We start from the raw sequence: 12,671 nt of genomic DNA, 5'->3' as shown, positions 1-12,671 counted from the left end.
AAGAGGACGGGATAAGCGGTTGTCAGCCGCCCGAATGGACGTAGAATGCCCCTTCGGGCGGCTGACAGGATAACGGTAAATGGATGTAACTGGAGCAGGTTTGCACAATATTGAGACAAAATGGCTATATGATTTTCTGACGCTGGAAAAGTGCCGCAATTTCTCTCAGGCCGCCATTATCCGCAACGTATCGCAACCCGCTTTTAGCCGGCGGATTCGCGCCCTGGAACATGCCGTGGGCGTTGAACTGTTTAACCGACAGGTCTCGCCGCTACAGCTTTCCGAACAGGGTAAAATCTTTCACTCCCAGGTTCGCCACCTGTTACAGCAGCTGGAAAGTAATCTGACCGAACTGCGCGGCGGCAGCGATTATACGCTGCGTAAAATCAAGATTGCCGCCGCCCACTCGCTCTCCCTCGGCCTGTTGCCGACCATCGTTAAGCAGATGTCGACGCAGTTTACCTACGCCGTTGAGGCGATAGATGTCGACCAGGCGGTGGATATGTTACGTGAGGGGCAAAGCGATTTTATCTTTTCTTATCACGATGAAAATCTGCAACAAGCGCCGTTTGATAACATCCGCCTGTTTGAGTCGAGACTGTTTCCGGTTTGCGCCAACAATGGCCGGGGCGAGCCGCGCTATACGCTTGAGCAGCCGCACTTTCCCCTGCTTAATTACAGTCAGAACTCCTATATGGGCCGGCTGATAAATCGTACCCTGACTCGCCATGCTGAACTGAGTTTCAGTACATTTTTCGTCTCTTCGATGAGTGAATTGTTAAAACAGGTTGCGATGGACGGCTGCGGAATCGCCTGGTTGCCCGAGTATGCTATCCGTCAGGAGATTACCGACGGACGCCTGATAGTGCTTGATGCCGACGAACTGGTTATCCCGATCCAGGCTTATGCTTATCGCATGAATACCCGCATGAGTCAGGTAGCCGAAACATTTTGGCGCGACCTGCGTGGGCTTCAGGCCGCGCTGTAAACACCTCAGGCGGTAAGGCGTTGTTCCCCGGTCAAAGAGGCGCGGGTGTCTGGCCAGGACTCATACCAACGAATCGCCGCGCGCACCAGCGACGCTGTGGAATCAATCATCGGGCACGCTATCGCGCGTTCATGTCCGGCCACAATAAGCGGAATTTCGGTACACCCCATAATAATTGCCTGAGCGCCACGGGCAATAAGGCTATCGATTTGCGGCAGCAGCAGCGCTTGCGCCGCAGTTTTATCGCCACGTTTAAGCGTATAAATAGCCTGCATTACCAACGCCTGCCCCGCGTCTTCTGGCTGAATTAACGTCAGCCCCCGCGCCAGCGCTTTCTTTTGATATAACCCGGTCGCCAGCGTCGCATTGGTCGCCAGCAGACCAACGTGCCGCGCCGATGGCGGAATATCCCCCAGGGTAGCGTCCAGGATACTGATCATTCGCGCTTTCGCGACGTTCTGTAAATCATCAAACCAATAATGCGCAGTGTTGCATGGGATAACGATACACTCCGCCCCGGCGTCTTCCAGCATATGCAGATAACGCTCCAGATAACGGTATGGCGAAGGCCCGCCGGATAACAGACATGCTGTACGATCGGGAATATCAGGGATAGAGCTGACAATGAGCGGGATGTGTTGTTGATCACAACTGGCATGTCGCAATTCAACAAATTTTTCCAACATATCCGCCGTTGCCGCAGGTCCCATCCCCCCCAGTATCCCAATGGTGTGTTTCATCGCTTTTCCCGCTTATTTACGTCAAGGTCAGAAACACACTATCAACTTGATGTGTATATAAAAAATGCCGTTTTATTAGCGGCTATGCGTAAAAATCATAACGGGTGTAAGGGCCATGCGTTATCGCCTTTTCAGGCAATCGATTGGTTACATGAGCGCTCATCAGCCTTCGCAAGCCGCTAAATGCCATTTCGCTATACAGCATCGCCCACTGCGAGTCCGCAAGCTTGTTTTATCCTCATCGCCACAGCGCCTGTCGGTGAAGGGGCCGCCGTGTTTTGCTTTTCGACGCTAATGCGGGAATATCCCAGCGAATATGGCTATAAACCAAATCCACGGTCTCCGTGGCGCTGCCTTCGGCGTCGCCATGATTGCTCATGCGTGAAATTCGCACATTGGTGAGCGTATAAATAATAAATGGCAGCATTGCGCCCTTATCACGACGGCATAATGTCAGCACGCCTTCTTTCACCGTTTTCCCGTTACAATAGTGCTCATAGAGGCCAGGCGTAGCAAGATCGACAGGCTTTGTCAGCGTCAACCCTCCAATATATGTCCCTCTCGCTTCGCCGGACTCCCGTTTTGTCGGGTTGTGGTTGTAAGCAATAAGTTTTATTTGGTTTTCAAAACCTTTGATCCGGCTTTCGCCTTCAATACCGTCCAGTTTTAAATAGATGGCGTCCATCCCCCCTCCGTGATTATCATGCGGCAAAGCAGGCTGACAAGGACGGAACGCCAACAATGAAAGAACGTTCCATTTTCCAGCCATTTCGTTGGTGTCTCTGTATACCAGATTAAATACCGACAATCTGCTATAACTGGATTCTTGCTAAATACCTTCTGCCATCAACAATCCATTTTACAATAGCGCTACTGACCTGAAATCTATTACGCCAGGCATTCAAGCATCGTTTCCTGAATAACCATAGCCGCTATAAGAACCATATCAAAAAAGAAATATCAATATCATTTCTTATTTTTATCCGAGAAATTACTTAATTCCACAGAATCGGAATATAGACAATTCTTATTCCTTTTCACATCAATGGGTTTTTAGACTTTTGTCATATCGAAAACAACCATTCCAATAGAACATATTTACTATGTGAATATATTTAATGTTTTTATCGCGCGCAGTGTTATCACAGTAATAAATGATTTGCATCAAAAATGCGCCTTTCAGCGCCACGTATTTTTGGGCAGCAAATTATAAAATCGCGTTTCAAAGTCAGTAACATGTTCTCTGTTCAGGCGATATGACTTTATGCCCGGACGACACGCCAGCCGCTTTACCCTTACGTTTAGTCGTGATACGTTAGATCACATGAACACGAAACGATCCAACGCTACGCAACGTCATCTCCGCTGGTGGCTGCCTTCCTGAAGGCGGCACGGATCACTATCCCTTTTTAAGTAGCCGCCGAAAGGCGGCTACTGCGTTTCGGGACGTCTTTCGGCTTTACAGTAAGCATAAAGGAGTCCTTAATGAACACCCTTCCCATCATTCTGACTGGCGATCGCCCCACCGGCTCGCTGCACCTCGGCCATTATGTCGGTTCACTGCGCCAGCGCGTCGCGCTACAGCAGGATCACCAACAGTATGTCCTGATTGCCGACCTGCAGGGACTCACCGATAACGGCAGTAATCCGCAAAAAATCCGCGATAATATTCCGCAAGTGTTAGCTGACTATCTGGCCGTCGGCATCGATCCCGCGCTAACGACGATCTGCCTGCAATCCGCATTACCCGCCCTCGCTGAATTAACGGTGCTGTATATGAATATTGTTACCGTCGCCCGAGTGGAGCGTAATCCTACGGTAAAAAATGAGATTGCCCAAAAAGGCTTTACCCGTTCCCTGCCGGTCGGGTTCATGGCGTATCCCATTAGCCAGGCGGCAGATATCACCGCCTTTAAGGCCGAAATGGTACCGGTTGGCGACGACCAATTGCCCATGATTGAGCAAACGAATGAGATCGTTCATAAGATGAATAGTCTTTTCTCCTCGCCGGTATTGCGACCCTGTCAGGCGCTCCTGAGCGATACGGGTCGTCTGCCCGGCATTGACGGCAGCGCCAAGATGTCGAAATCGCTCGGCAATACCCTGCTTCTTTCCGCCAGCGAAGAGACCATCCACCGTGCGGTCAGCGCGATGTACACCGATCCCAATCATTTAAAAATTAGCGATCCGGGAAAAATAGAAGGTAACGTCGTCTTTACGTGGCTGGATGCGTTCCATCCGGATAAAGCCAAAGTCGCGGCGATGAAAGCACATTATCAACAAGGCGGATTAGGCGACCGTGTCTGTAAAAATGAGCTGGAGACCTGCCTGCAAGAACTGATCGCGCCCATACGCGAACGACGGGCAACCTTTATTGCAGATAAGGGAATGCTAATGGAATTGCTGAAAAAAGGTAGCGAGCGGGCCCATGAGGTCACTCAAAAGACGTTACAGGAAGTAAAACGTGGACTGGGCCTGCCCACGCTATTCCAGGTATAATCAGGCATCAACGTTGTCCAGCGGCCATGACTCAAACAGATAGCCATCAAAGTAGATGTCATCAACATTGGAAAACTCCAGCAGACGCTGCTTCACGTTTTCCAGGTGCTGCCACATCGCCAGCTTCGCTGCGCGGGCGTCTTTCTTAATTAACGCCGCGAGGATCTGCTTATGATCGACCAGCCACTCCTTACGGTAAAGCGTATCGCCCAGATGGCTATGAAGCTGGAGCCACATCGGATTATTTTCACGCCATTGCCAGGACTGACGGAAGAGCTCTACCAACATACTGTTATGGGTCGCTTCGGCAATGGCCAGATGAAACTGCATATCGCCGCTTTCTGAGCCGCCCGGCGCGCTGGAGGCGAGCTCTCGCTCTTCCAGTTGTAACGCCTGGCGCATTTTAATGATGTCCTCGCGGGTGGCCTGCAGAGCGGCAAATTCAGCGATATTGCTTTCCAGCAACTGACGCGCCTGTAACAGTTCAAACGGCCCGGCGTCATTACAGTGATTGACGTCAGCGCCTTCCATCTCGTTATTATCCGCGCTGTCGAGCACGTAGATCCCGGCGCCGCGGCGGACTTCAACCAGACCTTTAATTTCCAGCATGATCAGCGCTTCACGCACGACGGTACGCGTCACATTGAGCCTCTCAGCGATCTCTCTTTCCGGCGGCAAGCGCTCCCCGGGGCGGTACGGCGTCTGAACAATCAGATCCCGTATCATTGCGCCCACTTCCTGGTAAGGTCTTTGCTGAGAAGTGTTTGATTTCATATTGGTCGTGCCCGTCCGATGCGATTTCCCGGTATCAGACTATAGCATTTGTAAAGAGGGATAGCACGCGTAGCACACCAAAAACGCGAAACTGGTCAACCAACAAAATAATAATGCGCCCCGTTTCGCTAGTGAGGCCAGATGAAAGGAAAGGCAGTAGACAATACACGACTGATGTTCCACCTTTAGCCCTGATGCCTGAATATGAACAGCACATTGGTTTACCAATATAAAATTTATCAACCAAAAATCAGGCCATAAAATGTGTCTGTACATTGACAGGAACAATGTCTCTGACATAGCGTGATCGGCGAAAATCCAGCCGCTCTCTTTGTATCAAGAACGCGTTATGATAAAAGACACCGTGTTTTTCGCCCCAGGCGTATCCGGGGGAAGCAACGCCTCCAGTTTGTCGAGCCGCCATCGCCGGGCAGCGATTATTCTGCATGAAATTTATGGTATTAACGCTCATATCCAACGCGCAGGCCATGAATGGATGACGCGCGGATTCGACATCTATATTCCCGCGCTGTTTCCTCACCATACCCCCTTTCGCTATGAACAGCAGGAGGAGGCTTACCGTCACTTTTCAGCAAATGTCGGCTTTGATCCCGCCGTCGTTACCACATTACTCCACGAGCTCAGAACGCAGTACGAGACGTTAATCGTCGTAGGATATAGCGTCGGCGCAACGCTCGCATGGCTAAGTGCAGCCAGTGGGTTATGCGATGGCGTCATTTGCTATTACGGTTCCCGTATACGCCAGTACCTTCATCTTGCGCCTCTCTGTCCGGCACTGGTTATTATCGCGCGTTATGAGCCGGCGTTTGATCCCCTCGCCATGCGACAGACGCTGGAAAAGCGCCCCCGGGTGCAGTGTAAAATGTACGATGCGCGGCACGGGTTCTGTGATGCTGATAGCGCCACGTTCGAGGCCGCCTTATCGCATCAGGTAATGGACGATGTGACCGCATTTATTCGCGACATCACTTGTGCAAACACATCGCCCGATTGAAGCCAGATTTTCCGCTTCAGTGGAGACTTTTTTCAACGACCTGTTCCAGTTTTTTCAAAGTCTGTATGGCTGCGGCATCAAGACCATAACGTTGCAGCGTTTCGGCGGGATGATAACTGACCAACGTTCGCCCATCGGCTTGCTGGCTAATGAGCACCCGAAACGGTAAATCCAGCGCCAGTTCGGGATGCGCCAGCATGAGAGGCGTTCCGCCTTTAGGATTGCCAAAGACCAGAACCGTTGTCGGCGGCATTTTCAGGTTAACATTCTGTGCCGCTCTGGCATGATCAAATTCCCCAAATAACACCAGACCGTGATCGGCGACAGCGTGCATCAACCGCGCTCGGGTCTGCAAATAGTCATAAGCGCTGTAGGTTTTAACCATGGTTATCGCTCCATCCTCTGTTGCAAAGCCAGGCCTTATTAAGATTAACATCAGGGTTACCGCCAATAAAAAAGGCTTTAAAATAGTACTCATTCTTCTCTCTCCCTGACCCAATACCCATGAGTAAATGCGACACAGATGATATTCAGTTTAAAAATCAGTCATCGTACTGTACCCCTTATTATTGCACTGAACAGCTCATCACTAAAAAAACAGACGGCAGAACAAAAAATTCCGACGTCTGAACAAATTTAAATAACGATGATCCAGTCTGACTGAGCGACAGCGCGATCATTATTATGGCGCGACACCATCTTCTTCAGCCCGCTGGGTAAGAAAGAATATACTCCGCTCAGTAAGATAATAAATACTACAGGCCAACTCTTCAGAGATACGGAGCATCATTGCGTAGTGATGATGCGATTTTTCTGGCGCCATCGGCAGAAATATTTCTGACTCCAGCACGTTACTTAAAAAATGAAATTTATGTACATATTCAGCAGATATAACGCCTCTCGCCATCAGATTAGACATTAAGGTATTTAAACTATCTTGTTCATGATATACGATACCTTTTCTCTCATGAATTCTGAGAAGAACGCTTCTGAAGGCTGCATGACATTCCCTTACGACACAGGCAAAATCATTAAGCATCAGGCGATTATACGCTTCCATAAGATCATATTCGACAAAGCCATACTCTCCAGGAGAATACAGATAATAACATATGTTTTTAAGCCGTTTTATTCTGCGCAACCTTACAATTCTACCATTTTCATATCGATATTTTAAACTATGCTCATGAAATATATTATTTAATTCACTAATCGCCTTATCCGGTTCTAACCCAAGCGTAACTTCATAGGTTCGAAGGTAGGTATCTATATAGTTAAAAGCAAGCTCAATGGTATCAATATGCTTTCTTTTATCATCTGTTTTTAATAACAGATTACTCATTTCATCCAGATATGACGTTGAATGCGCATATAAGGTGAATAAGCCATACTCTTTGCGCAACGTTTTACATATTCTTCGATAAACTTCGTCAGAATGACTATTATGATAGCAGTATAATGTCATATCATAAAAAGAGGAGCAATTTCCTAGCGTATTGATAATCAATAAGATTATTTGCTCGCGTATTTCTAACGGAATATCTTCATATAACAGATCGCTATGCCTTAGTGAGTATGGTCTAAAGGTGTGCATTCCTCCTCCTGTAACCGCAACAGAAAAAAATACGCTATGAATAGCGTCACATTACTCTAATTCAGTGGTTCAGGTATTAATATCAGCTCAACAGTGAGCCATTTTTTCTTATTTTTTAATGGTGTTGAGTGAATATTTACATTAAATATAAATGATAAGCAAAGTAAAGAGGCTTGCGTAATTATGACGCTACTGACAAAGAGACCAGGGTCTTCGTATCGGATGAAACGTGAGATCCCATTAATGAATGGGATCTATTTTATTATTACTTCCTGTCAACCCACTTTTTCAACTACAAAATTATCCTGACGAACAAAATCAATAAGCAATTCTATAGTCCCTAACCCCCATTGATTCGATATAGCAATACGCTCACCGGACGGCAACTCAATCAACGCATCTTCCTGCATATGATATCTGTTTTTCCTTTTTTCAGGGATCTGCTCAACCAGTGCTACTGTTCTTTTCTGTAAGTCTTCACTCAATTTATTCTTGAGATCATCTATATTCGCAGGATTATGTTTATTAATCCAGTCAGTGAAAAGTTCAAGTGCAAGCTTCCGTTTATTGAAGGTTTTTCCTTTATATTTATATAAGGAATAATCCCTCTCCAACTTTTGACTGCTAATAATTTGTTCCGTGCGTTTCTCTCTGAATCTGACCTGATATTCTTCCAGTTCAGGGACTGGTATTATTTGTTCAGCATTAATCAGCACTTCACCCTTAAAGTTGTAAGGCGTTAAGCGAACACAGCGAATATCGACACCTTTATCTCTTAGCCATATTGCGGTTGTCGTTAATTCTTTACTGAAATCCGCTGATGCCAGAACGATGCGAATATCTTTACCAAAATCAGCGAGTTCGTTTTCTTCTAACTCCACAAAATCCAGTAACTTCTCTTTTGCATTCTCATCGATCCCATGCTTCCAAAGATATGCCTGATAATATTCGCATGCTTTCGCAAAACTCATCGTTGAAATCATTGCCGCATACCTTAGCGCCTGCAGTTCCATATGCGCGCCGATTTCATCACGTTTCAGTTCAATGACAACCAAATTGGCCTGCTTGTCAATCGCTAATAAATCAATCCTCCGCCGACTATCCTCCCAATCAGAGAATTCTTCGGATATGACAAGGCAGCCCGGCGCGACAATATCAATATTCTTCTTGATAGCCTCCTGAAGATCATAGCGTTCCTGCAGCCTTTCGATGGTGAAAGATGTTTTTTCAAGGGTAGTCAGTATTTTCTCAGAGATATTGTATAGCGCCACATTATATTCCTTTTGTTTACTCTACAGATAATTGTAACCCATCGCCCTTTGTCATTCTGCTGGCTTGCGCAAAGAATCCATACAATATCATCACTGGTGCGAAAATCTGGATTATCCATGGCATTCAGCCTTCACTGAATGCCACAGACAAGGGTTATTCAACTAAAGCTCACCTGTCCCTTAGTCCTTCTTTCATTCCGTTGCGTCGTTGCCATACCAGCACACTTAAACGTAAGGTGAGCTTATTGTTTTTATCGACGGGTCAGAACAATCCTTCGCCGGTCATACAGTGTTTCAACTGAGAGCTGCAAATCATATTTTGCATTCTTCAGTTTTCGCGATTTAAGCATTTTCACCGTGACGCCACTTATTTGCCCTGTTTCAATCCGTCTCTTGATTTCGGCTGCGCTTAACAGGAGTTGCTTCTTCAAAATCGACAGCAGGCTGACCTGAAAAGAACGGGAAATCCTGACGCTAACACTGACCTGCTTGTGGGAGGCGATACTGACCAGCCACCGTTCCTGAATGTGAAAATCAGGCTGCCCCGATAATTCAGCATTGTTTCGCTTCAGGATCGCGTTGTCATAAGCAAAATATTGCACCGTGGCAGCATCATTCGCCATCAGTCGGCCATAAAGATCGCGGTTAATTTTGCTGACTGGCAGACGCGAGAACAGGGAGATATTCCAGGTGTAATCGCAGTGTGTGCATTTATAGATACTCCAGACATCGAGTACCTTCTTTTGCGAATTAACCCGAAATGCCCCAGAAGGCGTGAAGTCCCGTTTTACGCTGCATGAAGGGCAACGTTTCGCTATGCGCTGATACCCCACAGGAGTGACAGTCCATATGACTTTCATAACGTACCTTTTTTAACCCATACAAAACCGGATCCGAACTCAGCGGACCATAAATGTTTATGTATGAAAAATATTTAAGTGATATTTTTCAGTGGGTTAAAAAAAAGATTTCCAACGCAACAACCCTGTCAATGGCTAAAAAGATACGTCGAGACTATCAAAGCGGCCATTATCGGGTATATGAGTTTAATCAATATTCATTATGGTAATTGTGTGATCTATCCAACTGACTTACTAAACGCATGATCCTCCCTTTGAGATCACACTTTTCACTCCCGGTTATTCACTTACAGAAATCAGGTGTTATCATTCACGACGTAAATACCTTTCAACTCAACCCGAGGCTTTGATGCTGGAGAATGTCATCATCTGATAATCAGTTCCCCGACCTTTTCAGGCCGGACTGATTATCAATGTGCCGAAATCGAATGCGGACACCGCAGTGTGTTTGCACGTTTTGCCTATGATGATTAAACAGGTTCTTCAGTATGAATTTATCCCGTCAGGAACAACGTACCTTACACGTTCTCGCCAAAGGCGGACGCATTACGCACATCCGCGATGCGTCAGGCCGCGTCACCGCCGTTGAGTGCTATAGCCGCGAAGGGCTGTTGCTCGCCGATTGCACGCTCGCTGTATTCAAAAAACTCAAAACCAAAAAGCTGATCAAATCCGTTAACGGTCAGCCCTACCGCATTAATACAACCGGACTGAACAACGTTCGCGCCCAGCCTGACAATCGCTAAGGAGATGATGATGGATATCAGCGCCGTTATTTTTGCAACGCATCGCATTCGGCTATTACCCGATGAAGGCAAAATCCCCTGGGACGAGCCAGCCTTCAGCCAACGCATGCTGGAAAATCATCTGTCACAGGACCACGACTGGGCCAGCCGCCGGCTAACTGTGATTGAGCAACAGGTAACATGGATTACCCGTCAGTTACCCGCTGGCGCCCGCATTCTGGATCTCGGCTGTGGACCCGGTTTTTATACCCGCCTGTTAGCGGAGCGTGGGTTTCACTGCACAGGCGTAGATTTCTCTCCGGCATCCATCACATGGGCTCGCCAGCAGGCGCAAGCCGCAAACCTGAGTATTGACTACATTCAGCAGGATATTCGTACATACCACCCCACGGAACCTTTCGATTTCATTATGATGACGTTTGGGGAGCTGAATGTCTTTAGCGCTGCGGATGCGCAAAGCCTCATCAGTCATTGCGCTCAGTGGTTGAAACCGGACGGCAAACTGCTTGTTGAAGTACATACCTTCGATGAAGTTAAACGCCAGGGCATGGCGCAGCCAGGCTGGCAGCGTTGTCCGCACGGCCTGTTTCTTGCCGTGCCTCATCTGCTGTTAACGGAAAATGCCTGGGATGAAGAGGCTCAAACCAGCTCAACGCAGTTCTGGGCGATAGCGGAAAACGGCTGTACCACCCGTTTCGGCAGTCAAATGAAGGCCTGGCGCGATAATGAATATATCAGCCTGCTTGGTGATGCTGGCTTCACTGTGTTGCAGCGCCCGGACAGTCACACCTGGCCGGTCGGCGAGACTTTTGCAGGCAAGCTGTTTGCGCTGCTGGCTGAAAAAGCATCCACTTCTGAGGGAATCGCCCTCAGTAAAAGGAATAACCCAATGGATATCCCACGTATTTTTACCATTAGCGAAAGCGAACACCGTATCCATAATCCGTTTACAGCGGAAAAGTACGCCACGCTGGGCCATGCGTTACGCATGAAGCCAGGCACGCGGATTCTCGATCTCGGTAGCGGTTCGGGTGAGATGCTCTGCACCTGGGCTCGCGATTACGGTGTTACAGGTACTGGCATTGACATAAGCCCGCTCTTCACCACACAGGCAAAACAACGTGCAGAAGAGCTCGGCGTCAGTGAATACGTACATTTTATTCATAACGACGCGGCCGGTTATATCGACGAGGAAAAATATGACGTGGCGGCCTGCGTAGGCGCTACCTGGATTGCGGGCGGTGTCGCCGGGACAATAGATCTGCTGGCCAAAAGCCTCAAACCTGGCGGGATCATTCTCATCGGTGAACCGTACTGGCGTCGGATCCCCGCAACGGAAGAGATCGCCCACGCCTGTGGCGTCTCATCCGTCGCCGATTTTCGCCCCCTGCCCGAGCTGGTCGCCTTTTTCGACCAACTCGGCTATGACGTAGTGGAAATGGTGCTGGCGGACCCGCAAGGCTGGGACAGATATGAAGCCGCGAAGTGGATGACCATGCGCCGCTGGCTGGAGGAAAACCCTGACGATGAGTTTGCGCAAGAGGTTCGAACAGAACTGACGGCAGCCCCCAAACGTCACGTCACCTGGACGCGAGAATACTTTGGCTGGGGCGTATTTGCGTTAATCGCGCGATAACGTGAAGCAGGAGGTATAGCCTACAAGAGGTATACCTCCGTTTAAAAGTATGCAACAAATTAACACGGCTCAAGGCGGGAATATATCGTCTTAGAGACTATCCCACCAGGCGTTATTGGCGCAGCCAGTTTGGACACGGACAGCGCACAAAAACCGGAGCGTACACGTAGTACGTGAGGATTTTGAGCACTGCCCAGGTCCAAAATGGCAAGTAAAATAGCCCTAATGGGATAGGCTCTTAATTTCGCCATTAAGTTTCTGCCACAATATGTCGCAAGACGTGCAAGCGTTCCACCTCACCTGATGAACGAAACCACCATCAATAAGACGTTATTGCTGCGATTCAATTATTAAGAATAAAAAAAGAACCAGAAGAAAATTAAAAAATGACTTACCCACCATATTAGCTATTGTTAAAATCAAAGTAATCCTCCGTAAAAGCTGGAACTTTTTATTTCTCATAGACGAGAATTTATATATTATGATATAATACGGCAGAAAAACATGCAGGTTATTAACCTGCCGTTAATGTAAATAATTCTTTGAGG

Annotated in this window: 12 protein-coding genes; 5 read left to right on the top strand and 7 right to left on the bottom strand. The window is 47.8% G+C overall.

The window, feature by feature from the left end; translation table 11 throughout:
* The first annotated feature begins 79 nt into the window (after nt 1–79).
* Nucleotides 80–988 (top strand): hypochlorite stress DNA-binding transcriptional regulator HypT, encoded by a 909-nt coding sequence (gene hypT, locus ABVM99_RS09330; RefSeq protein WP_023194439.1) that lies wholly within the window; start codon nt 80–82, stop codon nt 986–988.
* Between the two features lie 5 nt (nt 989–993).
* On the opposite strand, the gene ABVM99_RS09325 is transcribed toward hypT, so the two are convergent.
* Both ABVM99_RS09325 and ABVM99_RS09320 read right to left on the bottom strand, forming a co-directional pair.
* Nucleotides 994–1,728: an aspartate/glutamate racemase family protein gene (locus ABVM99_RS09325; RefSeq protein ID WP_000683247.1), complete on the bottom strand. Its 735-nt coding sequence runs from the start codon at nt 1,726–1,728 to the stop codon at nt 994–996.
* A 238-nt stretch (nt 1,729–1,966) separates the two neighbouring features.
* A complete protein-coding gene (locus tag ABVM99_RS09320; RefSeq protein WP_000907671.1) occupies nt 1,967–2,497 on the bottom strand; it encodes an Hcp family type VI secretion system effector in 531 nt (176 codons plus the stop codon).
* Between the two features lie 716 nt (nt 2,498–3,213).
* On the opposite strand from ABVM99_RS09320, the gene trpS reads away from it, so the two are divergent.
* Nucleotides 3,214–4,227, top strand: coding sequence for a tryptophan--tRNA ligase (trpS, locus tag ABVM99_RS09315; RefSeq protein ID WP_001094611.1), 1,014 nt, complete (start codon nt 3,214–3,216; stop codon nt 4,225–4,227).
* Here the strand turns inward: trpS and uxuR are convergent, their stop codons facing one another.
* Nucleotides 4,228–5,001: a Uxu operon transcriptional regulator gene (gene uxuR, locus ABVM99_RS09310; RefSeq protein WP_000841654.1), complete on the bottom strand. Its 774-nt coding sequence runs from the start codon at nt 4,999–5,001 to the stop codon at nt 4,228–4,230. It abuts the gene before it with no gap.
* Between the two features lie 349 nt (nt 5,002–5,350).
* Here uxuR and ABVM99_RS09305 point away from each other — a divergent pair, with 349 nt between their 5' ends.
* Entirely contained in the window at nt 5,351–6,016 is a 666-nt protein-coding gene (locus ABVM99_RS09305) for a dienelactone hydrolase family protein (RefSeq protein WP_023194438.1), read from the top strand.
* Nucleotides 6,017–6,032: 16 nt separating this feature from the next.
* On the opposite strand, the gene ABVM99_RS09300 is transcribed toward ABVM99_RS09305, so the two are convergent.
* The 4 genes from ABVM99_RS09300 to ABVM99_RS09285 form a co-directional block, all read right to left on the bottom strand.
* Nucleotides 6,033–6,494: a DUF302 domain-containing protein gene (locus tag ABVM99_RS09300; protein ID WP_023194437.1), complete on the bottom strand. Its 462-nt coding sequence runs from the start codon at nt 6,492–6,494 to the stop codon at nt 6,033–6,035.
* A gap of 204 nt (nt 6,495–6,698) precedes the next feature.
* Nucleotides 6,699–7,610: an STM4504/CBY_0614 family protein gene (locus ABVM99_RS09295; protein ID WP_000556781.1), complete on the bottom strand. Its 912-nt coding sequence runs from the start codon at nt 7,608–7,610 to the stop codon at nt 6,699–6,701.
* A gap of 275 nt (nt 7,611–7,885) precedes the next feature.
* A complete protein-coding gene (locus ABVM99_RS09290) occupies nt 7,886–8,881 on the bottom strand; it encodes a hypothetical protein (protein ID WP_023194436.1) in 996 nt (331 codons plus the stop codon).
* A gap of 251 nt (nt 8,882–9,132) precedes the next feature.
* Nucleotides 9,133–9,741 carry a DUF1062 domain-containing protein gene (locus ABVM99_RS09285; protein WP_000864866.1) on the bottom strand — a complete coding sequence of 203 codons (609 nt, stop codon included), beginning with the start codon at nt 9,739–9,741 and terminating at the stop codon, nt 9,133–9,135.
* A gap of 488 nt (nt 9,742–10,229) precedes the next feature.
* On the opposite strand from ABVM99_RS09285, the gene ABVM99_RS09280 reads away from it, so the two are divergent.
* Nucleotides 10,230–10,487 (top strand): YjhX family toxin, encoded by a 258-nt coding sequence (locus ABVM99_RS09280; protein ID WP_001054380.1) that lies wholly within the window; start codon nt 10,230–10,232, stop codon nt 10,485–10,487.
* A gap of 4 nt (nt 10,488–10,491) precedes the next feature.
* Nucleotides 10,492–12,123, top strand: coding sequence for a class I SAM-dependent methyltransferase (locus ABVM99_RS09275; RefSeq protein ID WP_077684056.1), 1,632 nt, complete (start codon nt 10,492–10,494; stop codon nt 12,121–12,123).
* Nucleotides 12,124–12,671: the final 548 nt, after the last annotated feature.

This window comes from Salmonella sp. SJTUF15591 (assembly GCF_043356435.1).
Taxonomy (GTDB): Bacteria; Pseudomonadota; Gammaproteobacteria; order Enterobacterales; family Enterobacteriaceae; genus Salmonella; species Salmonella enterica.
This window is presented reverse-complemented; position numbering and strand designations above follow the sequence as displayed.

What these genes read in the sequence shown, in the direction of transcription:
- ABVM99_RS09320 (WP_000907671.1), bottom strand. Translation starts at nt 2,497, where the DNA reads ATGGCTGGAAAATGGAACGTTCTTTCATTGTTGGCGTTCCGTCCTTGT.
- uxuR (WP_000841654.1), bottom strand. Translation starts at nt 5,001, where the DNA reads ATGAAATCAAACACTTCTCAGCAAAGACCTTACCAGGAAGTGGGCGCA.
- ABVM99_RS09300 (WP_023194437.1), bottom strand. Translation starts at nt 6,494, where the DNA reads ATGAGTACTATTTTAAAGCCTTTTTTATTGGCGGTAACCCTGATGTTA.
- hypT (WP_023194439.1), top strand. Translation starts at nt 80, where the DNA reads ATGGATGTAACTGGAGCAGGTTTGCACAATATTGAGACAAAATGGCTA.
- ABVM99_RS09325 (WP_000683247.1), bottom strand. Translation starts at nt 1,728, where the DNA reads ATGAAACACACCATTGGGATACTGGGGGGGATGGGACCTGCGGCAACG.
- ABVM99_RS09285 (WP_000864866.1), bottom strand. Translation starts at nt 9,741, where the DNA reads ATGAAAGTCATATGGACTGTCACTCCTGTGGGGTATCAGCGCATAGCG.
- ABVM99_RS09295 (WP_000556781.1), bottom strand. Translation starts at nt 7,610, where the DNA reads ATGCACACCTTTAGACCATACTCACTAAGGCATAGCGATCTGTTATAT.
- ABVM99_RS09275 (WP_077684056.1), top strand. Translation starts at nt 10,492, where the DNA reads ATGATGATGGATATCAGCGCCGTTATTTTTGCAACGCATCGCATTCGG.
- trpS (WP_001094611.1), top strand. Translation starts at nt 3,214, where the DNA reads ATGAACACCCTTCCCATCATTCTGACTGGCGATCGCCCCACCGGCTCG.
- ABVM99_RS09305 (WP_023194438.1), top strand. Translation starts at nt 5,351, where the DNA reads ATGATAAAAGACACCGTGTTTTTCGCCCCAGGCGTATCCGGGGGAAGC.
- ABVM99_RS09280 (WP_001054380.1), top strand. Translation starts at nt 10,230, where the DNA reads ATGAATTTATCCCGTCAGGAACAACGTACCTTACACGTTCTCGCCAAA.